Source organism: Rappaport israeli (assembly GCF_001888055.1).
GTDB lineage: Bacteria > Pseudomonadota > Gammaproteobacteria > Cardiobacteriales > Cardiobacteriaceae > Rappaport > Rappaport israeli.
Genome location: NZ_LXHZ01000012.1, coordinates 1 through 19,042, shown reverse-complemented (window position 1 = coordinate 19,042; position 19,042 = coordinate 1). Strand labels below are relative to the sequence as shown.

The window sequence follows — 19,042 nt, the reverse complement described above, 5'->3', positions numbered from 1 at the left end:
TGGTCGGCGGTGGCGAGGTAGACGTGGGTGCCGTTTTGTGTGGGTTGTGGGATTTGTAGGTGGGGGTGGTTTTGGATTAGCCATGCTTTGCTGCCGATGAGCCAGTTTTCTTGGTTGATGGTGGCTTTGATGCCTGCGCTGTTTTGATGGTGGATGTTGGTGGCAGGATAGGTGGGGTGCGGTTGTTGGATGAAATACCACGCTAGTGGGTGGGTGCTGTGGCTTTCGAGGGTTTTGGCTATGCGCCAGAGGGTGTGGGCGCTATGGGGGCTTTGGTATTGTTCGGCGATGAGTTGGGGGGTGCCTTGGGTGAGGGTGCCTGTTTTGTCAAAGATGATGTGTTTGATTTGGGTGAGTTTGTCTAGGGTTTGGCTGTCTTTGATGAGGATGCCGTGGCGGTGGGCGTTGTTTAGGGCGGCGGTGAGGGTGCTGGGGGTGGCGAGTGAGAGGGCGCAGGGGCAGGTGGCAACGAGGATGGCCAGTGCTATTTCAAAGGCGCGGCTGGGGTCGATGGTTTGCCAGATGAGGTAGCTGCAATGGCGAGAATGAGGACGAGAAGGATGGCGTTTTGGGCGATGGTTTCGCTGCGTTTGAGTTTTTGTGAGCGGTGTTGTTCGGCGCGGGCGATGAGGCGACGAATGCCTGCTAGGGTGGTTTGTTGTCCTGTTTGGGTGGCTTTGAGGGTGATGGGGCTTTCTAGGTTGGTTGTGCCTGCTAGGACGGTGTCGCCTGTTTGTTTGTAAAGGGCGTCGCTTTCACCTGTGAGCATGGATTGGTCAATACGGGTGGTGCCTGTTTGGATGATGCCATCTACAGGGATGGTGTGGGTGGGGGGGATGTGGAGGTGGTCGTTGGTTTGGATGGTGTTTAGGGGGACTAGTTGGGGGGTGTTGTTGATGAGTTTGTAGACGGCGTCGGGCAGTAGGCGGGCGAAGCGGTGTTCGTTGTGTTGAGCGCGTCGGCGAGTGAGAAATTCGATAAAGCGGCTAATGGAGATGAAGAATATAAACATGGTGACGGAGTCAAAATAAACTTCGCCTTGCCCAAGGAGGGTATGATAGGCGCTGGCGATAAAGGCGCCTACTGTGGCGAGTGCGATGGGAAGATCCATGTTGATGTGGCGCTGGCGAAGCCCTTGCCAAGCACTTTTTAAAATAGGATGACCACTGTAAAACAATACGGGGATGCTGATGCCGAGACTGACCCAGCGTAGGAGTTCGGAATAATTGCGGTCAATGCCGTGAAAAGCGCCAGTGTAGAGTCCTGTGGAGAGCATCATTACTTGCATGCTGCCTAGTCCTGCGATGATAAGGCGTAGGAGTTGTTGGTTGCGTTGTTGGTGGTAGTGGCGTTCGCTTTGCTCTGGGGTATGGAGATGTGGCGGGTAGCCGAGTTGGTCGAGGGTTTGTAGCAGTTGACTAAGTTTTAGGGGGTGGTCTTTATGCCAGCGAATTTGGGCGCGTGCGGTGGTGGTGTTGATGTGGATGTGTTGTAGGTTGTGGATGTCTTGTAGGGCGCTGCGGATAAGCCATGCGCAGGCGGCGCAGTGGATGTTGTCAAGATAGAGGTGGAGTTCGTGTGAATCGTTGTCGCTGTGGAGGTATTGTTGGGCGATGGCGTCGATGTCGTAGGCTTGCCAGTGGCTTTGGTCGTGGTTTTGATTGGGGCGCGGGCTGGCTTGTTGGCGAACTTGATAATATTGGTTGAGGTTGTGTTGGTCGATGAGACTGGCAACGCCTAGGCAGGCATGGCAACAGAATTGCTGAGTCTGTCCGTTGATGGTGGCGCTAACGGCTGTGCCTTGAGCTATGGCGCTATGGCAATGGTAGCAATGCTGGCTCATGGAGTATGAAAGACAATGGGGGTGGTGGTGTTTTGGCTTTGGGCGTGGAGTCGCCAGTTGGGGTTGGTTTGGGGGGTGAGTTTGAGATACCAACGTTGATTTTTTAGGTGGGTGAGGATTTCTTGCGGGAGGGGGTATTGGTTATCGGCGCTGGCGATAAGCGGGTAGGTGTGGTCGGAGGCGGCGATGGTGGGATGCTCAAGGGTGAGTGTGAGGGGTTCTTTGCTGGAGGTTGTGCGCTTTAGGATGAGAAGGGCGCGGGTGGGGTCTAGGGTGGCGCTTTGGATGTTTTGGTCGTTTAGATTTATTTTGTTGGGGGAGACACCTGTTTTGTAGTAGCCATCGAGTACAGGCGCATCTTTGCTACTAATAGCAAGGTAGATGGTGTACATGCTAGCGCAGACGGTTGCAAAGGGGATAAAGATAATCAAAAGAAGAATATGGTTTTTATACCAAGGAATGTGTGGGTGGGATTGTTTTTCTTGCATGATTTTTAACGTAGAGGTTTTAAGAATTTACTGGTTTGACGGCTGGCGTCTTTGGGATTATCACTTGGGCTGACGCTGAAGGTGAGTTCGTTAGAGACGTTCTCAAGTGCTGATTTTGGCGCATTGACGCGCACAACTTCTTCATAAACGGCTGCTGGTTCAACGCTGAAGGTGGTTTCGCCATCAATTTCTAATCCATCTAATCCGCTGACTGTTAAATTAAATAGTCGGGTTTGTTCGGTTTTGTTGAGGACTTTAATGGTGTAGATATTTTGCACGCGGTTGTTGGAGATGGTGCGCGCAAGGACGTTGCGGTCGCGTAGGATGTTCATGTCTACGTTGCTTTTTTGCACAATGCTAAGGACAAATAATGCAAAGGCAATGGTTAAAATCATGGCATAGCCGATGGTTTTGGGGCGTAAAAACTTGGTGTCGATTCCTGCAAGTTTGTTTGAAGAGGTGTAGCGAATGAGTCCGCGCGGGGCGTTGATTTGATCCATCACGTTATCGCAGGCATCAATACAGGCGGCGCAGGCAATGCACTCTAATTGCAGACCTTCGCGGATATCAATGCCCGTAGGGCACACTTGTACGCACATGGTGCAGTCGACACAAAATCCTAGATTTTCTGGATTTTCTCGGTCTTTGCGTTTTAGGCGGCGGCGGGGTTCGCCACGTTGCTCATCATAGGCGATGATGAGGGTATTTTGGTCAAACATCGCGCCTTGAAAGCGAGCATAAGGACAAATGTATTTGCAAAACTGCTCGCGCACAATCCCAGCTTGTAGGTAGCAGAACAATCCGTAGAAACCAACCCAAAAATAAGCGCTTGTACTGGCTTGGAGGGTGAAAAAATCAACAATTAGGGGACGAATGGGAGTGAAATATCCCACAAAACTAATGCCAGTTATTAATGCAAAGGCAGACCATAAGGCATATTTTCCAAAGCGTTTGATGATTTTTTGTGTATTCCATGGTTGGCGCATGAGCTTGAGTTGTTCGGAGCGGTTGCCTTCAATACGTTGTTCTATCCACATAAATACTTCAGTGTAGACCGTATGGGGGCAGGCATAACCGCACCACACGCGCCCAAATAAAGCGGTTACAAAAAATAATATGAGCGCTAATCCAAGCAGAACAAAGGTCAGTAAGATAAAATCTTGCGGCCAAATATTAAGGTCGAAAATATAAAACCGCCTTGCGGCAAGGTCGAATAAAATAGCTTGGCGCCCATGCCATGGGATAAAAGGCAAAGCATGGAAAATAAATAATAAGCTGATAACTGCGATTACGCGGAGATTTTGAAAACGACCTTTTACAGGGCGTGGTCTAATTTTAACGTGCTTTTCGTAGAGGGTTTGAATTTGTTCTGCCATAGTGCCAACATTATGATAATTAATAAGAATTAGTAGATATTGTTGTTTTTAATTTATGCGCACAATCATAACATAACTTTAGTTTTTAAGCGGTTATCTTTCATGTAATACAGATATAAAAAAGCCCAGCTGGTTTGCGATGGGCTTGAGCGAGAGAGTTTTTTTAATGGCTTAATGAATAGACATAAGCTGCTACTACTTTAATCCGCGTATCCCCTAATACATCATGCCATGCAGGCATTTGATAATTTTTGGGTTGATGATTTGTGATTTAATGTCTTCGACATTTGCACTATCAGCATATAACCAAACATCATCAGCAAGATTAGGTGCGCCAAGCGCTTGATTTCCTGTGCCGTCTGCACCGTGGCAAGCAATACAGCTTTGTGCATATAATTCTTGTCCTTTTTGTGCCAATGTTTCGTCGGCAGGATGCCCACCAAGTTGCATAACATAATGAGCAACCGCGGTTAGGGTTTCATCGCTGGTATCAGGTAGGGCACCACCTGCAGGCATTGCGCCGATGCGACCATTAGTAATGGTGGTTACAATATTCTCAGGCTTGCCACCCCAAATCCAATCGTTATCAGTTAAGTTGGGATAGCTACTTGAAATACCGCCAGCATCAGTTCCATGGCATACGGCACAGTTGTTTAAGAAAATGCGTCGTCCTGAGGCGAGCGCTTCGGGAATTTGTGCAAGTTCTTCGACACTTTTACTTTCGTAAACAGCAAAATATTCAGAGGCTTTAGAATCAACTTTAGAGCTTTCTCGCTCGTATTGCTGAATTTGGGACCAATTTAATAGTCCATCAAATTTATCAGCAAATACGCCAGGGTAAAGGACTAAATAAACAGCGCCAACTGCAATCATGAAATAAAATAGTTTCAACCACCAACCAGGTAGTGGGTTGTTTAGTTCACATAAATCTCCATCCCACTCATGTTTGATTATTTCGCCTTCTGCGGCGTTATCACTGGGTTTGACTTTGCTCGTCCAACGCACAAATAGGCATAAGCAATTAAATGCGCTATGGTTACGACCCCTACAAATATTGCGACATTCATAGTTTTGTTTCCTCATCATGATGTAATTTTTTGTGCCGAGGCGTAATGATTTCTTGCTCATCTTTTAACGCTAGTTTATCGGCATCTTTATAAGCTTGATTGCGCGAGGGCAAAAACAACACGACACACAGCAAAACAAATGATGTGAATAAAACAATGGTTGCAAATGCCCAAGCGCTCATAATGCTTACCTATTTTCCTTAAATGCTACTCCCAACCCTTGTAGATAGGCAATGAGTGCGTCCATTTCTGTTTTGCCTTCTAAGGCGCTTGCAACTGAGTCGATATCTGCTTGCGTATAGGGTTCGCCTAGGCGCATTTTGGTGCGAATACTTTTCTCAGTGAGTGTGATGTTTGCTGGTCTTTCGGCAAGCCATGGATAGCTTGGCATATTAGATTCAGGCACAACGTTTCGTGGGTTGAGGAGGTGTAGATAATGCCAGTCATCGGAGTATTTTCCTCCCACGCGCGCTAAATCTGGACCAGTACGTTTAGAACCCCACTGGAAAGGTCTGTCGTAGATGGATTCTTCGGCGACAGAGTAATGCCCATAGCGCTCGGTTTCCCAGCGAAATGGACGAATCATTTGAGAGTGGCAGCCATAACATCCTTCACTAACAAAAATGTTAAAACCCGCCAAACGCAAAGGCTCATAAGGTTTAACGTATTCTGAGGTGGTTAAGCTTTTATCAAAAGGCAGTGGTGCAATATGCACCAATCCACCCCAAATAACAGCAACTACAGTGAGCACACCTAACACGACTACACTGGTTTCAATTTTCTCATGACTTAAAAAATTCATTGTATCGCTCCTTTTAAGCTGTTTGCGGTTGAGTCTTAGTTGACGCAACGGCAGGTCTAGCAGGTTCAAGTGCGGTGCGGATGCAGTTGTAAGCCATAAGTACCATGCCACTTAGGAAGAAGACACCACCAAGGAATCTCACAAAATAGAAGATGTATTTTTTGCTGAGAATTTCTACGAAGGTGTAGGTGAGGGTGCCATCGGCAAAAGTCTCACGCCACAATAAGCCTTCCATGATGCCAGCTACCCACATAGAGGTTACATATAAGATGATGCCAATGGTGGCTAACCAGAAATGCACGAAAATTAAGCGACTGCTGTGCATAACGGTTTTGCCATATAGGCGTGGTAACATGTGATAGATAGAGCCCATGGTAATCATAGCTACCCAACCAAGAGCGCCTGAGTGAACGTGTCCAACAGTCCATTCGGTGTAATGCGAGAGGGCATTTACTTCTTTGATTGCCATCATAGGGCCTTCGAAGGTAGACATGCCGTAGAAAGCAAGTGCGACGAATAGGAAGCGGATAATTGGGTCGGTAACAAGTTTATGCCAAGCGCCTGATAAGGTCATCATGCCGTTAATCATGCCACCCCATGAAGGCACCCAGAGAATGATAGAAAATACCATGCCTAGTGATTGCGTCCAATCAGGGAGTGCGGTGTAGTGCAAATGGTGCGGCCCTGCCCACATATAAATGGAGATAAGCGCCCAAAAATGCACGATAGATAAGCGATAGGAATAAATTGGGCGTTCAGCTTGTTTAGGGACAAAATAATACATCATGCCCAAGAATGCTGCGGTAAGGAAAAAGCCTACAGCGTTATGCCCATACCACCATTGCGCCATGGCATCCACTGCGCCTGAATAAACAGGATAAGAATGTAACCAGTCGATGGGTAGGGCTAGGTTGTTGAAAATATGCAAGATAGCAACGGCGATGATATAAGCACCATAAAACCATAATCCTACATAAATATGTTTTTCTTTACGTTTGCCGATGGTAAAGAAAAAGACGTAGCCATAAGCAACCCAAACGATGGTAAGTAAAACATCTAAAGGCCAAATGAGCTCGGCATATTCTTTAGATTGTGTAAAGCCCAGTGGGTAGGTAAAGACTGCGCCTAGGATAACAAGGTTAAATCCGTAGAAGGTAAAAGCAGCCATTTTGTCGGAGATTAGGCGCACCGAACAAACCCGCTGGACGATGTAATAGGAGGTGGCAAATAAAGCATTACCGCCAAATGCGAAAATCACTGCGCTGGTGTGCAGTGGGCGGATGCGAGAATAAACTAGGTAGGGGATGCCGTCGGTTAACTCAGGCCAACGCAATTGCGCTGCAATCAACACGCCAACTAGCATGCCAATTACGCCAAATACAATGGATGCCCAAGTAAACTGTTTGACAATCCGATAATTATAAGTGGTATCTGGTGTCATCTGTTTTGCCTCATGAAAAAAATAATCCTAGGAGTGTCGCTTGCGCGACGCGCAGAAATTATACCATTTCCTATAAATTTAACAATTTATTTAGAAAGTTTCTTGCTTGTTAGATAAGAATAATTATTAAGTTAATCAAAAAGATGTGTCTAATTATTATCTTTTTAAGATTAAAAATACCGCAACCAGAGGTAAAAGTGAGCCAGCAAAACGGTGAGAAGCATTAGTGGGAATGCCCATTTGGTAAATGCAAGCATGCCGATGGGTTGTTTGGCTTTCTCTGCAAAGGCAGCTACGGTGAGGTTGGCGCTTGCGCCGATGAGTGTACCGTTGCCTCCTAGACACGCGCCAAGGGCTAATGCCCACCAAACGGTGTCAAAGTTGCCACTGTCGGGAATTTGCTGGGCGGCGCTGTCGAGTAAGGGAATCATGGTGGCGACAAAGGGGATATTGTCTAAAAAAGAGGAGAGAAGGGCAGAGACCCACAAGACGGCAAAGGCCATTTTTTCTATGTTGCCGTCTGTGGCGGCGAGGAGTTTTTCACCCATAAGGGATAGAAGCCCTGAGTGTTCTACCGCACCTACTATCATAAATAGACCCATGAAAAAGAAGATGGTTATCCATTCGACTTCGGCAAAGGCATGATGGACGGATTCGCTTTGTTTTTCAGAATGTTGTCTGCCATAGGCTAATAACATGAGTAGGGAGGCGCCTGAGAGGGCGACTGTGCCAGGTTCAAGATGTAGGCTGTGTCCTATAAAAAATCCAATTAAGACTAATGCGAAAACGGCTGCGCATTGTTTGAGCAGTGCGGGGTTGGTGATGGCTTCTCGTTCGTTAAAGCGCATGATGCGGGCGCGTGCTTTGAGGTTGGCTTGTAGCTTTTTGAAAAAATAAGCCAAAATAAGGTGCATAGGCAGAGCATGATGACAATTGCGATGGGCGCCATATGATAAAGAAAGTCGCTGAAATTAAGGTGGGTTGCTGAGCCTATGATGATGTTTGGAGGGTCGCCAATCATGGTGGCGGTTCCGCCGATGTTGGAGGCGATAATGGTGGTAAAGAGGTAGGGGAAGGCTTTGACTTGTAGTTGTTCGGTAATTAATAGCAAAACGGGTGTGATGAGTAAAACGGTGGTGACGTTGTCTAATAGGGCGCTAAAGACGGCGGTGATGCTGGCAATCATGAGCATGATGCCAATAGGATTTGCGCGTACGATTTTGGCAGATTTGATGGCAACGTATTGAAAAACCCCTGTTTTTGCGGTGATAGAAACCATCATCATCATGCCAATTAATAAGAATATAGTATTAAAATCAATGGCTTCTATGGCTTGGTGTTGGTTGAGTAATCCTGCATAAATCATGATGAAGGCGCCGATTAGGGCGATGATGGCGCGGTTAATTTTTTCGCTGATAAGGACGATGTAAACGAGGATTAAAATGATGCCGCTTAACCACATGGGGTTGAGTCCAAAGATTGCGCTGGAGTGGGTGATATGTTGCATAGAGGGTCTCGGTTAGGCTTCTGGGGTGGATTGAATGACAGACAGTAGGGTGCTAATGGTGATAATGCCGACAAATTGCTGGCTGTTGGGTTGTAAGACGACCACGTGAGCGTGTTTGTCATATAGTAGGTGGATGGCTTCCATAATGGTGCTTTGTGGCGTGAGTGTGGAGAGTTTGCTGGTGAGGTGGTTGGAAACGGGTTCGTGTTGGCAGTGGCTGAGTTGTTCGCGTAGTTCTTCTAGGTTGGTGGTCATGAAGTTTAAATCGACTAAAGGGGTGCCCATGTTGATGCTCATGGTGCTGGGAAGGAGTAAGGTGAGAAGGGTAAGGGAGGAAAAAATTCCTTTAAATTCATTGTGTTCATCTACAACAGGAAGATAGCGTACACCAGCATGGCGGATGGTGTTGAGTGCTTCTAATAGGGTGGTTTTGGGGTGTAAGAGGATGGGATTTGGGCTGAGGATGTCGGCACAGGTGTGTTGCATAGGGGCTCCTTATGGCGGATTTATATTAATTCATGACTTTCTAGTAAACAAAATTTTCCGTGATGGTAACACAATATTTTGCCGTGTGGGTGCCAATCCCCTAAGACGTAGCGAGTGCCTTGGGGATGATGATGGATTTGTGGGCGGTGGGTATGCCCATGGATGAGGATGTTGGCGTGGTGTTGTTTAAATAGGGTGTCGATATAATCAGGGGTAACGTCGGTATGGCTTGGGGATTTGTATTGTCCGCGTTGTTGGCTTTGCTGGCGTAAATAGCGCGCAAGACGGTGTTTGAGAGCTGGGGAGAGGTGATGATAGAGGCGTTGAGTGAGTGGGTGGCGTAGGAATTTGCGCAGGCGCTGATAGCCGTGGTCGTCACGACAAAGTAGGTCGCCATGTTCAAGAAGAAGTTGATGGGGGGGAAGATGAGGGGCAGGTGGGGGAAGGGTAAAGCTGTAGCGCTCGGGCAGTAGGGTGAGTCCGCTTAGGCGGGCGTAGGTTTGATTGAGGAGGAAGTCGCGGTTGCCGTGTTGATAAAAAGGGGGGTGTGGGCGCTTAGGGTGTGTAGATGTTTGGCAATGTGGCGTTGGTAGGGGTGATGAGGGTATCGCCTAGGTAATAATTGAATAAATCGCCTAGGATGAAAACGGCTTGTGGTTGTTGTGCGGTGAGTAGGGTGATGGTTTGGGTGAAGGCTTGGGTGATGGCGTCTTGCGCTTCGCTTAAATGAACGTCGGCTAAAAAGTAGATGGGGGCGCTTAGGCGCGCGGGAGAGGTTAAATGCATGGCGTGCCTAAGCGGTTAGGGTTAGAGAATGGTGGTGTTTTCGATAATGATGTCTTCTGTGGGGACGTCTGAATGCATGCCAAAGCGTCCTGTTGGGGTTTTGGCGATGCTATCAACAACGTCCATGCCTGCAACGACTTTACCAAAAACAGCATAGCCCCAACCTTGGGGATTTTTTCCGCTGTGGTTTAAAAAGTTGTTATCAACAAGGTTGATAAAAAACTGTGAGCTAGCAGAATGTGGGTCTTGGGTACGCGCCATGGAGAGGGTGCCGCGGTCGTTTTTAAGCCCATTATCGGCTTCATTTTCAATGGGGGCGCGGGTGGGCTTTTCTTTCATTCCTGATTGCATGCCACCACCTTGTAAAACAAAACCAGGAATGACGCGATGGAAAATGGTGCCGTTATAAAAGCCTTCTTCAGCGTATTGCTGGAAGTTTTTTGCGGTGATGGGGGCGTTGTCGAAGTCGAGTTCGATGTCAATGTCGCCTTTATTGGTGCTAAATCTAATCATGTTTTTGTCCTTTTTTGTTAATAAATTGTGGATTTAGTGTGTTGTTGTTTGGGTTTGTGTAGAGGGTTCTACAATTACCGCATCGATAATTTCAATGGGTTGTGTGGGGACATTTCCATGTCGAGCAAAACGTTTTGTTGGGGTGGCGGCGATGGCATCTACAACGTCCATGCCGTCAATGACTTGACCAAAAACCGCATAACCATAAGGGTCTCTCTCGCCTTTGTTGAGAAAATTATTGTCCACTGTGTTGATGAAAAATTGGCTGGTTGCAGAATGTGGTTCACTGGTGCGCGCCATGGCGATGCTGCCGCGGTTATTTGTAAGTCCGTTATGGGATTCGTTGGCAATTGGTTCGCGCGTGGATTTTTCTTGTAGCTGTTTGTCAAAGCCACCGCCTTGAATCATAAAGCCTTCGATGACGCGATGAAATATTGTCCCGTCATAATGATTGTCCTCAACATAGCGTAAGAAATTCGCAACAGTTGTGGGGGCGTTTTCTTCATCGAGCTCTAAAAGAATATCGCCACGATTGGTTTGGAGTTTAACCACTGGGTTAGCGTAGGCGCTTCCTGCGACCAAAGCACAAAGTAAGAGGAGTTTTTTCATTTTCTTGCCTGTTAGAAATAAGCGCTTATACTAGCAAATTTTGTCGCTGTAGGTGGGAAAGGTATGAGGAATTTGCAGTTTTATAACAGTTTAACGCGTAAAAAAGAGCGTTTTTCGCCAATCCATGAGAATGAAGTGGGGTTATATGTCTGTGGTATGACGGTTTATGATTATTGCCATGTGGGTCATGCGCGGGTGATGGTGGTGTTTGATGTGATTGCTAGGCATTTGCGCGAGTTGGGGTATCGTTTGAATTTTACGCGCAATATTACAGATATTGATGACAAAATTATTCAGCGCGCGCGTGAAAATGGTGAATCCATTGAGGCGCTTACCGCGCGATTTATTCAGGCAATGCATGAGGATGAGGCGGCTTTGGGGTGTTTGTCGCCAGATCATGAACCGCGCGCGACGCAGGCGGTTGTGCAAATGATTGCGATGATTGAGACTTTGATTGCTAAAAATCATGCTTATGTGGGGAAAAATGGCGATGTGTATTTTGCAATTGAGAGTTTTGCGGATTATGGCAAGTTGGGCAATCAAAATTTAGCGCAGTTGCGCGCTGGTGAGCGGGTGGAGGTGAGTGGTGAGAAGCGCGATGCGTTGGATTTTGTTTTGTGGAAAAGCGCTAAAGAGGGAGAGCCGAGTTGGGATTCGCCTTGGGGTGCGGGAAGACCAGGTTGGCATATTGAATGTTCTGTGATGGCGCAGATGAATTTAGGCGCGCACTTTGATATCCATGGCGGGGGGATGGATTTGAAATTTCCGCATCATGAATGCGAGATTGCGCAAAGTGAGGCGAGTTTGGGGCATCAGCATGTTAATTACTGGATTCATAATGGGTTTGTGCAGATTGATAATGAAAAAATGTCTAAATCATTGGGCAATTTTTTCACTGTGCGCGAGGTACTAAAGCAATTTGATGGTGAGGTGTTGCGTTATTTTATTTTGGCCAGCCATTATCGCGGCCCGCTAAATTATAGTGATGCAGGTTTGCAGGAGGCTAAACGCGCGCTCACGCGCTTATATACCGCTTTGCAAGAAGCGCCTGCACAAGAAGGTGCGTTGTTAGAGGCGGAAGTGGATTTGTTTATGCTGGCGATGAATGATGATTTTAATACGCCAAAGGCGCTGGCGGTGTTGTTTGATTTGGCGCGGCGTTTAAATAAGGCTGATGATAAAAAGCGAGTTGATTTGGCGCATACACTTAAAACGTTAGCGGCACGTTTGGGATTATTAACGCGCCCACCCGAGCAGTTTTTACAAGCGCGTCAAGCCGAAAAAGGCATGGAAAGTAGCGAGATTGAGGCGCTTATTGCTAAACGTGCGCAAGCTAAAAAAAGATAAAGATTTTGCCCAAGCAGATGCCATTCGCGCACAATTAGCGGCGCAGGGCGTGGTGATTGAAGATGGGGCAAGTGGGACAACGTGGCGCTATCAATAGCGCAATCTTTAGCGTGTCGCGCCTTATGAGGATACACCGACCCATTCCCCTCCCAATCGCCCCGTTAGCGGGTCGCATTTGATGATGGTTAAAGTGTGAGGAAGCGCATTTTTGGGTAGTTGCTTATCAGCAGGCGCTGGCGCTAGGTTGGGTATTTGGCGGTTCGCTTTTATGGGAAAGCAAAGAGGAAGCGCTGAGGGATTTACCATTTATTTAGATTTTTTTGGGGGAATAGATGGGCTGTGCTACACTCGCCCCTCTTTTCTCTATTTTTGAGAATTTCTATTGATAACACAAAGTTATACGCATTTTTAAATTCATTAATAAAAAGGTTTAGTTATGATGATTTCTTCTTGGATTAATGGCGCTTATGTGTCTGCTGATAAGGCGCAGGCAGAGGTAATCAATCCTGCTGATGGCAGTGTGTTGGCTGAAATGGCTTTTGCTAGTCTAGCGCAGGTTGATGAGGCGGTTGCGGTGGCGGCTAAAGCTCAGCAAGAATGGGCAGACATGAGCGCGATGGCGCGAGGTCGTATTTTGCAAAAAGCGGTGGCGATTTTGCGTGAGCGTAATGATGAATTGGCGGAGTTGGAAACGCAAAATACAGGTAAAGCGATTAGCGAAACCAAGGCGGTGGATATTGTTACGGGTGCGGATGTGTTGGAATATTATGCTGGCTTGGCGCCTGTGATTGAAGGTAAGCAAATCCCCCTTTCGGCAGAAGCATTTGCTTATACGCGCTTAGAGCCTTTAGGCGTGGTGGGCGCGATTGGCGCTTGGAATTATCCTATTCAAATTGCTTTGTGGAAATCTGCGCCTGCTTTGGCGGCAGGGAATGCGGTGGTGTTTAAACCTAGTGAGGTAACGCCGTTAACAGCGCTTAAATTAGCAGAAATTTATCAAGAGGCTGGGTTGCCTGATGGGTTGTTTAATGTGGTGTTGGGGGCAGGTGAAGTGGGGGCGGCAATTACAAATCATCCTGATATCGCTAAAATTTCATTTACTGGCAGTGTGCCGACGGGTAAAAAAGTGATGGCAGCGGCGGCAGAAAGTTCGCTTAAGATGGTAACGATGGAATTAGGGGGGAAATCTCCTTTGATTATCACAGAAGATGCCGATGTTGAGATGGCGGCGGATGTGGCGGTTATGGCAAACTTTTTTAGTTCGGGGCAAGTATGCACCAACGGGACGCGCGTATTTGTGCCTAAATCGATGTTAGAGGCGTTTGAGCAGGCGGTTGTAACGCGCGTTAAACGCATTCGGTTGGGTAATCCAATGGATGAAAAAACCAATTTTGGCCCAATTGCTAGTCAAGCGCAGTTGGATAAGATTTTAGAGTATATCGAAAAAGGCAAACAAGCAGGCGCTAGATTGGTGATTGGTGGCGAGCGTGTGGGGGATAAAGGTTTTTTGTTGAGCCTACTGTGTTTAGCGATTGTCAAGATGATATGGCGATTGTGCAAGAAGAGATTTTTGGCCCTGTAATGAGTATTTTGGCTTATGACAGTGAGGAAGAGGCGGTTGAGCGTGCTAACGAGACCACTTATGGTTTGGCAGCTGGGGTGGTTTGCCCTGATATTAGCCGTGCGCATAAGCTTATTCATCAATTGCAGGCTGGGATTTGTTGGGTGAATACTTGGGGGGATTCGCCTGAGTCTGTGCCTGTGGGGGGCTATAAGCAATCGGGTGTGGGGCGTGAAAATGGGGTGGAGACGCTGTTGTCCTATACGCGCAATAAATCGATTATGCTCTCTTTAGCACCATTTACGCCTGCTTTTTAGACTTAGCGTAATACGCTTTTTGCCAAAAGTATGTGCGTTTTTTTGTGATACTTTTAGCAATAAATTAGATGAACTGCTTGATGTAACGCTATAAATTTAAAGGGATATTTATGAAAAAAAAATATGATTATATTATTATCGGTGCGGGGTCAGCGGGGAATGTGCTGGCTTCGCGCTTAACAGAAGATGAAGGGGTGTCGGTTTTATTATTAGAAGCGGGTGGTCCAGATTATCGTTTGGATTTTCGCACGCAAATGCCAGCGGCATTAGCTTATCCACTGCAGGGCACGCGCTATAACTGGGCATTTAAAACCGACCCTGAACCCAATATGGATAATCGCCGTATGGATTGTGGGCGTGGGAAAGGTTTAGGGGGCTCGTCGTTGATTAATGGCATGTGTTATATCCGTGGGAATGCGCTAGATTTTGACCATTGGGCAAAACGTGATGGGTTGGAAGATTGGACGTATCATGATGTGTTGCCTTACTATCGCAAGGCGGAAAGTCGCGATATTGGGGGGAATGCCTATCATGGCGGAGATGGTCCTGTATCGGTAACCACGCCGAAAGAAAATAATAATGAATTATTCCAAGCGATGATTGAGGCAGGGGTGCAAGCAGGTTATCCGCGCACAGAGGATTTAAACGGGTATCAGCAAGAAGGATTTGGCCCGATGGATCGTTTTGTAACGCCCAAAGGGCGTCGCTCTTCTACCGCGCGTGGCTATCTTGATCGCGTTAAACACCGCGAGCATCTGACGATTCAAACGCATGCTTTGGTAGATAGAATTTTATTTGATGGCAAGAAAGCCATTGGCGTGGATGTGTTTATCAAAGATAACAAAGAGCGTATTTTTGCTGAGCGTGAAGTTATTTTGTGCGCAGGCGCGATTCAATCGCCACAAATTCTACAACGCAGTGGCGTAGGTCCTGCTGAGTGGCTTAAAGAATTAGGCATTGATGTGGTGGCTGATATTTGGGGTGTGGGAAATAACTTGCAAGACCATTTAGAGCTTTATATTCAGTATGAATGCAAAAAGCCTGTCTCACTTGCGCCAGCATTGAAATGGTGGAATAAACCTATGATTGGCGCAGAATGGTTATTTTTAGGCACAGGCATTGGCGCAAGCAATCAGTTTGAGGCAGGTGGATTTATTCGCTCAAGTGATGAATTTGAATGGCCTAATATCCAGTATCACTGCTTGCCAGTCGCGGTGAGCTATGATGGACGCAATGCTGTAGATGCGCATGGCTTTCAAATGCATATGGGGTCTATGCGCTCTCCTAGTCGCGGACGTATTAAACTTAAAAGCCGAGATGCCAATATCGCGCCAAGCATTTTGTTTAACTACATGAGTCATGAACAAGATTGGCGTGAATTTCGCGCAGGCATTCGGATTACGCGTGAAATTTTTGCCCAACCTGCATTAGCGCCTTATGCTGGTAAAGAGATTTCTCCGAGTGCTGATTTGCAAAGTGATGCAGAACTGGATGCTTTTGTGCGTCAACATGGGGAAACCGCTTATCATCCTTGCGGGACGTGTCGCATGGGAGAGGGTGAGGATTGTGTTGTAGATGGACAAGGTCGGGTGCATGGCATGGAAAATCTACGCGTTGTCGATGCTTCTTTAATGCCGCGCATTATTACAGGGAATTTGAATGCCACGGTTATCGCTATGGCGGAAAAAATTGCAGATAAAATCCGTGGGCGAGCGCCTTTGCCAAAATCTGATGCGCCGTATTATGTGGCAGGAAAAAATGCCCCTAAAAAGGAATCAAGCGCTAGTAACACAGAAACCCTTTAAAGAATTTTCAATATTACAAAGCCTTGCCCAGTGCAAGGCTTTTTAAACCCTATATATTTGGAGAGAGTTTTGAACACTAAAACCAACAATCGCGAGCAACAGCCTCAGGTGTCGCCGCCAAAAAGTGATTCACTGAGTCATCAAACATCTTTGAACAAAGTGGTGTTTTATATTGCCAGCACCATCACCGTGCTCACCGTGCTCTATACTATGATTTTCCCTGAGCAAAGCGGTGAATTACTGTGGGGCGCCTCTACTTGGATTTCAGATAGCCTAGGCTGGTATTACATGCTGGTTGTAGCGGCTTATTTGCTTTGTATGCTCATCATCGGACTATCCCGCTACGGCGATATTAAGCTTGGTCCTGACCATGCCAAGCCTGATTTTCCACTGCTTACTTGGGCGGCGATGTTATTTGCCGCAGGGATTGGCATTGATTTATTGTTTTTTGGGGCATCTGAACCGCTTAGCCATTTTTTAGTTGCCCCTGGCGGTCGACCAGAGCAAATTGAAGCCGCGCGCATTGCCTTAGCGACAACCTTTTTAGATTGGGGAATCCACGGTTGGGGTATTTATGCGCTGATAGGAATGTCTTTGGCGTATTTTTCTTATCGCCAACGTCAACCGCTTGCTTTGCGCAGTGCGCTTGTGCCATTGGTGGGCGTAAAAGGTGCGCGTGGTTGGATGGGGCATACAGTCGATACTTTCGGCATAGTGTGTACCATTTTTGGGATTGCAACCAGCTTAGGGATTGGCGTTTTACAAGCCAACGCAGGCATGACCCATATTTTTGGCATTGAAAGCAGTAAAATGGTGCAAACCATTATTATTATTGCTGTTATTGTGGTGGCGAGTTTATCGGCGATGAGTGGTGTAGAGCGCGGTGTTCGGCGCTTATCTGAAATTAATATGGGCTTGGCGACCTTATTATTAATTGCCCTGCTTGCTATGGGGCCAACCGTATTTTTACTTAATGCCTTTGTGCAAAATATTGGGGATTATTTCCAAACCCTGATGGCGAAAACCTTTGACCTTTACGCCTATCAAGGCAGTGAAGCCAGCGGTTGGAAAGCCTCATGGACCATCTTCTTTTGGGCATGGTGGATTGCATGGGCACCTTTTGTAGGAATGTTTATTGCGCGCATCTCACGCGGACGCACCTTGCGTGAATTTGTCTTTGGCGTTTTATTCATTCCACTAGGATTTATCTTTGCGTGGTTCTCCATTTTTGGCAATAGCGCCATTGATTTATATGTTAATGGTATTACCAGCATTGGGGATATTGCCTTATCTGACCCTGCAATGGGCTTATTTGCGCTATTAGATGAATATCCATGGACAATGTTTTGGTCAAGCCTTGCGGTGATTGTTGGGTTGATATTCTTTGTAACTTCAGCAGATTCTGGCGCATTGGTTTTGGCTAATCTCTCTACTAAAGGGTTATCCCCTGAAGAAGACGCGCCTGTATGGTTGCGCTTATTTTGGGCATGCGGTATTGGTTTGATTACCTTGGGACTATTATTTGCTGGCGGATTTGAATCCTTGCAAGCTGTAGTGGTTATTTCTGGATTGCCATTTTCAGCGGTTTTATTGCTCTATATGTGGGCATTAATGCGGAGCTTGCGCCTTGAAGGCAAAAAGCGCAATGCAGGCGGTATCGATTTCACGCATTCTATTGGCGAAGGCATCAGCTGGAGAAAGCGCCTCTCACGCATCATTAGCTATCCTAAGCGCGCACAAGTAGAAATCTTTATCCGCGAAAGCATCCAAAGCGCTATGGAAGAAGTTAAAACCGAACTCAGCAAAAATGGCGTGGAAGCGCAGTATAGCTTTGATGAAGAGACTTTCAGTGTAAGCTTACAAACCAAACACGATGACGCTATGGATTTTGTCTATCAGGTCGTGCCAACCAAAGCGTATAAACCACCTTTGTCTACTCAGCCAGTGGCAATACCTATAAAGAAGTCGATGGAAAAGAAACCTATTGGCGCGCGGAGGTTTATTTGCGCGAAGGCGGTCAAGGGTATGACGTTATGGGATACAGTAAAGGTCAGATTATCAACGATATTTTGAATCAATACGAGCGTCATATGCATTTTATTCACGAAGAATAAATCTAATTTACCATGGATTGGCGTAATCCTTGAGTAAACGCTACAACTCAAGATTAAGCGCCAAAATAACAAAACACCGAGCAACCCTTCGGTGTTTTGTTATATTATTAAGCGTCTTTTTTACAAAAATTTTATGGAGCATTAATATGAAAAAATATTTTACTAAAACAAGTTTTGCCATGGCATTAATAACAATAGGCGCTACCTTATCGGCTTGTGCTGGAAATAGCTCTAACGATTTGGTGAATCAATCCGCAAAACCTTTGTCTGCAAACAGTACGGCAAAAGAAATTGCGCAAGCTTTGCAAGGTGATTGGATGCATTGTGTGATTCACGATATACCTGATATTGGATTTGCGATATTGGGAAAAATTAAAGCCACAAAAGAATCAGATAAGTGGGATATTGCTATGACACCTACTGGTTTTTTGCAGTATAAAAATAATGATTGTACCGGTGATGTTATACCTGAAACAGAACTTAGCGCAAAAGACAAAGATTTTTTAAAAAATATCAATACTTGGAAGGCGGAATTTAAAACAATTACTAATAAAGAGGATGGTCTTTTTATACAAGGTACGAGAACAGTAGAATCTGTTTTAGTTCCAACTAAAGAAATAGTTGAAGCTCATATATTTTTAGAGGAATTATTGGTGTCTAAAGATGCGAATAAATTTACTATTTCTGAGCTTGGTACAAACCGCATACCTTATAAGCGTCTTGAGAAAAGATAAGATGAATTGCGCGATTATTGAGTATTTACAATCCTCCAGTTTATGGGGGATTTTTTGTATGGCGTTTTATTCTCGTATTTAATTTTAATGAGATATAGAGATATTGATTTAGTAGATCATGAATTTTTTTATTTGGGTGGCTGAATAAATCGTCTATTTTTTAGAAAAGATTGTTGATGTGATGGTTGTGGTTTTAATGGTTGAATTAGGTGAGTGGGTGTCGATGTGTTTTGCGCTTATATAGTC

Annotated in this window: 17 protein-coding genes and 3 pseudogenes; 5 read left to right on the top strand and 15 right to left on the bottom strand. The window is 46.1% G+C overall.

From position 1 onward, the window contains the following. Positions 1-14 precede the first annotated feature (14 nt). From A5N84_RS13270 to A5N84_RS02965, 15 genes and pseudogenes are all read right to left on the bottom strand, one after another. Positions 15-476, bottom strand: a pseudogene (locus tag A5N84_RS13270) (heavy metal translocating P-type ATPase); the annotation flags it as partial. An 8-nt stretch (positions 477-484) separates the two neighbouring features. Further along, on the bottom strand, positions 485-1,843 hold the full coding sequence (locus A5N84_RS03020) for a heavy metal translocating P-type ATPase (RefSeq protein WP_072281225.1): 1,359 nt from the start codon (positions 1,841-1,843) through the stop codon (positions 485-487). Next, on the bottom strand, positions 1,840-2,331 hold the full coding sequence (locus A5N84_RS03015) for a FixH family protein (protein WP_072281224.1): 492 nt from the start codon (positions 2,329-2,331) through the stop codon (positions 1,840-1,842). The genes A5N84_RS03020 and A5N84_RS03015 overlap by 4 nt, the downstream gene beginning before the upstream one ends. Before the next feature lie 5 nt (positions 2,332-2,336). Continuing rightward, the gene (ccoG, locus tag A5N84_RS03010) at positions 2,337-3,707 is read right to left on the bottom strand and encodes a cytochrome c oxidase accessory protein CcoG (protein WP_072281223.1); all 1,371 of its coding nucleotides are present in this window, start codon (positions 3,705-3,707) and stop codon (positions 2,337-2,339) included. A 216-nt stretch (positions 3,708-3,923) separates the two neighbouring features. After that, a complete protein-coding gene (gene ccoP / locus A5N84_RS03005; protein WP_158008626.1) occupies positions 3,924-4,712 on the bottom strand; it encodes a cytochrome-c oxidase, cbb3-type subunit III in 789 nt (262 codons plus the stop codon). Positions 4,713-4,770: 58 nt separating this feature from the next. Further along, a complete protein-coding gene (locus A5N84_RS03000; RefSeq protein ID WP_072281222.1) occupies positions 4,771-4,956 on the bottom strand; it encodes a cbb3-type cytochrome c oxidase subunit 3 in 186 nt (61 codons plus the stop codon). Between the two features lie 5 nt (positions 4,957-4,961). Continuing rightward, positions 4,962-5,576, bottom strand: a complete 615-nt coding sequence (gene ccoO / locus A5N84_RS02995) for a cytochrome-c oxidase, cbb3-type subunit II (RefSeq protein WP_072281221.1) — start codon at positions 5,574-5,576, stop codon at positions 4,962-4,964. Positions 5,577-5,589: 13 nt separating this feature from the next. Beyond that, entirely contained in the window at positions 5,590-7,017 is a 1,428-nt protein-coding gene (ccoN, locus tag A5N84_RS02990) for a cytochrome-c oxidase, cbb3-type subunit I (RefSeq protein ID WP_072281220.1), read from the bottom strand. Positions 7,018-7,187: 170 nt separating this feature from the next. Further along, positions 7,188-7,865, bottom strand: a complete 678-nt coding sequence (locus A5N84_RS12425) for an ArsB/NhaD family transporter (protein WP_269844258.1) — start codon at positions 7,863-7,865, stop codon at positions 7,188-7,190. Next, positions 7,793-8,524 carry an ArsB/NhaD family transporter gene (locus A5N84_RS12420; protein ID WP_269844257.1) on the bottom strand — a complete coding sequence of 244 codons (732 nt, stop codon included), beginning with the start codon at positions 8,522-8,524 and terminating at the stop codon, positions 7,793-7,795. Before A5N84_RS12420 ends, A5N84_RS12425 begins: the two co-directional genes overlap by 73 nt. Positions 8,525-8,536: 12 nt before the next feature. After that, complete coding sequence (locus A5N84_RS02980; protein WP_072281219.1) at positions 8,537-9,010, bottom strand: CBS domain-containing protein; 474 nt, start codon at positions 9,008-9,010, stop codon at positions 8,537-8,539. A gap of 20 nt (positions 9,011-9,030) precedes the next feature. Beyond that, complete coding sequence (locus A5N84_RS13265; protein WP_078055535.1) at positions 9,031-9,618, bottom strand: UDP-2,3-diacylglucosamine diphosphatase; 588 nt, start codon at positions 9,616-9,618, stop codon at positions 9,031-9,033. Then, positions 9,566-9,796 (bottom strand): metallophosphoesterase family protein, encoded by a 231-nt coding sequence (locus A5N84_RS09440; RefSeq protein WP_078055532.1) that lies wholly within the window; start codon positions 9,794-9,796, stop codon positions 9,566-9,568. Before A5N84_RS09440 ends, A5N84_RS13265 begins: the two co-directional genes overlap by 53 nt. 21 nt (positions 9,797-9,817) lie before the next feature. Further along, positions 9,818-10,309, bottom strand: coding sequence for a peptidylprolyl isomerase (locus tag A5N84_RS02970; protein ID WP_072281218.1), 492 nt, complete (start codon positions 10,307-10,309; stop codon positions 9,818-9,820). A gap of 33 nt (positions 10,310-10,342) precedes the next feature. Further along, entirely contained in the window at positions 10,343-10,918 is a 576-nt protein-coding gene (locus A5N84_RS02965; protein ID WP_072281217.1) for a peptidylprolyl isomerase, read from the bottom strand. 63 nt (positions 10,919-10,981) lie between these two features. Between A5N84_RS02965 and cysS the strand changes: the two are divergent. The 5 genes and pseudogenes from cysS to A5N84_RS02940 all read left to right on the top strand — a co-directional run bounded on the left by cysS (position 10,982) and on the right by A5N84_RS02940 (position 18,796). Then, positions 10,982-12,362: pseudogene (gene cysS / locus A5N84_RS02960) on the top strand (cysteine--tRNA ligase). Between the two features lie 339 nt (positions 12,363-12,701). Beyond that, positions 12,702-14,143, top strand: a pseudogene (gene betB, locus A5N84_RS02955) (betaine-aldehyde dehydrogenase). A gap of 110 nt (positions 14,144-14,253) precedes the next feature. Beyond that, a complete protein-coding gene (gene betA / locus A5N84_RS02950) occupies positions 14,254-15,948 on the top strand; it encodes a choline dehydrogenase (protein WP_072281216.1) in 1,695 nt (564 codons plus the stop codon). A 69-nt stretch (positions 15,949-16,017) separates the two neighbouring features. Next, on the top strand, positions 16,018-18,021 hold the full coding sequence (betT, locus tag A5N84_RS02945; RefSeq protein ID WP_198923740.1) for a choline BCCT transporter BetT: 2,004 nt from the start codon (positions 16,018-16,020) through the stop codon (positions 18,019-18,021). Between the two features lie 70 nt (positions 18,022-18,091). Further along, positions 18,092-18,796, top strand: a complete 705-nt coding sequence (locus A5N84_RS02940) for a hypothetical protein (protein ID WP_158008625.1) — start codon at positions 18,092-18,094, stop codon at positions 18,794-18,796. Positions 18,797-19,042 lie beyond the last annotated feature (246 nt).

Bases quoted from the DNA above. Each gene is read 5' to 3' on its own strand.
- betA (WP_072281216.1), top strand. From the start codon at position 14,254: ATGAAAAAAAAATATGATTATATTATTATCGGTGCGGGGTCAGCGGGG.
- A5N84_RS03020 (WP_072281225.1), bottom strand. From the start codon at position 1,843: ATGAGCCAGCATTGCTACCATTGCCATAGCGCCATAGCTCAAGGCACA.
- ccoG (WP_072281223.1), bottom strand. From the start codon at position 3,707: ATGGCAGAACAAATTCAAACCCTCTACGAAAAGCACGTTAAAATTAGA.
- ccoO (WP_072281221.1), bottom strand. From the start codon at position 5,576: ATGAATTTTTTAAGTCATGAGAAAATTGAAACCAGTGTAGTCGTGTTA.
- A5N84_RS09440 (WP_078055532.1), bottom strand. From the start codon at position 9,796: ATGCATTTAACCTCTCCCGCGCGCCTAAGCGCCCCCATCTACTTTTTA.
- ccoN (WP_072281220.1), bottom strand. From the start codon at position 7,017: ATGACACCAGATACCACTTATAATTATCGGATTGTCAAACAGTTTACT.
- A5N84_RS03015 (WP_072281224.1), bottom strand. From the start codon at position 2,331: ATGCAAGAAAAACAATCCCACCCACACATTCCTTGGTATAAAAACCAT.
- A5N84_RS02980 (WP_072281219.1), bottom strand. From the start codon at position 9,010: ATGCAACACACCTGTGCCGACATCCTCAGCCCAAATCCCATCCTCTTA.
- A5N84_RS12425 (WP_269844258.1), bottom strand. From the start codon at position 7,865: ATGCGCTTTAACGAACGAGAAGCCATCACCAACCCCGCACTGCTCAAA.
- A5N84_RS02970 (WP_072281218.1), bottom strand. From the start codon at position 10,309: ATGATTAGATTTAGCACCAATAAAGGCGACATTGACATCGAACTCGAC.
- A5N84_RS02965 (WP_072281217.1), bottom strand. From the start codon at position 10,918: ATGAAAAAACTCCTCTTACTTTGTGCTTTGGTCGCAGGAAGCGCCTAC.
- A5N84_RS12420 (WP_269844257.1), bottom strand. From the start codon at position 8,524: ATGCAACATATCACCCACTCCAGCGCAATCTTTGGACTCAACCCCATG.
- A5N84_RS03000 (WP_072281222.1), bottom strand. From the start codon at position 4,956: ATGAGCGCTTGGGCATTTGCAACCATTGTTTTATTCACATCATTTGTT.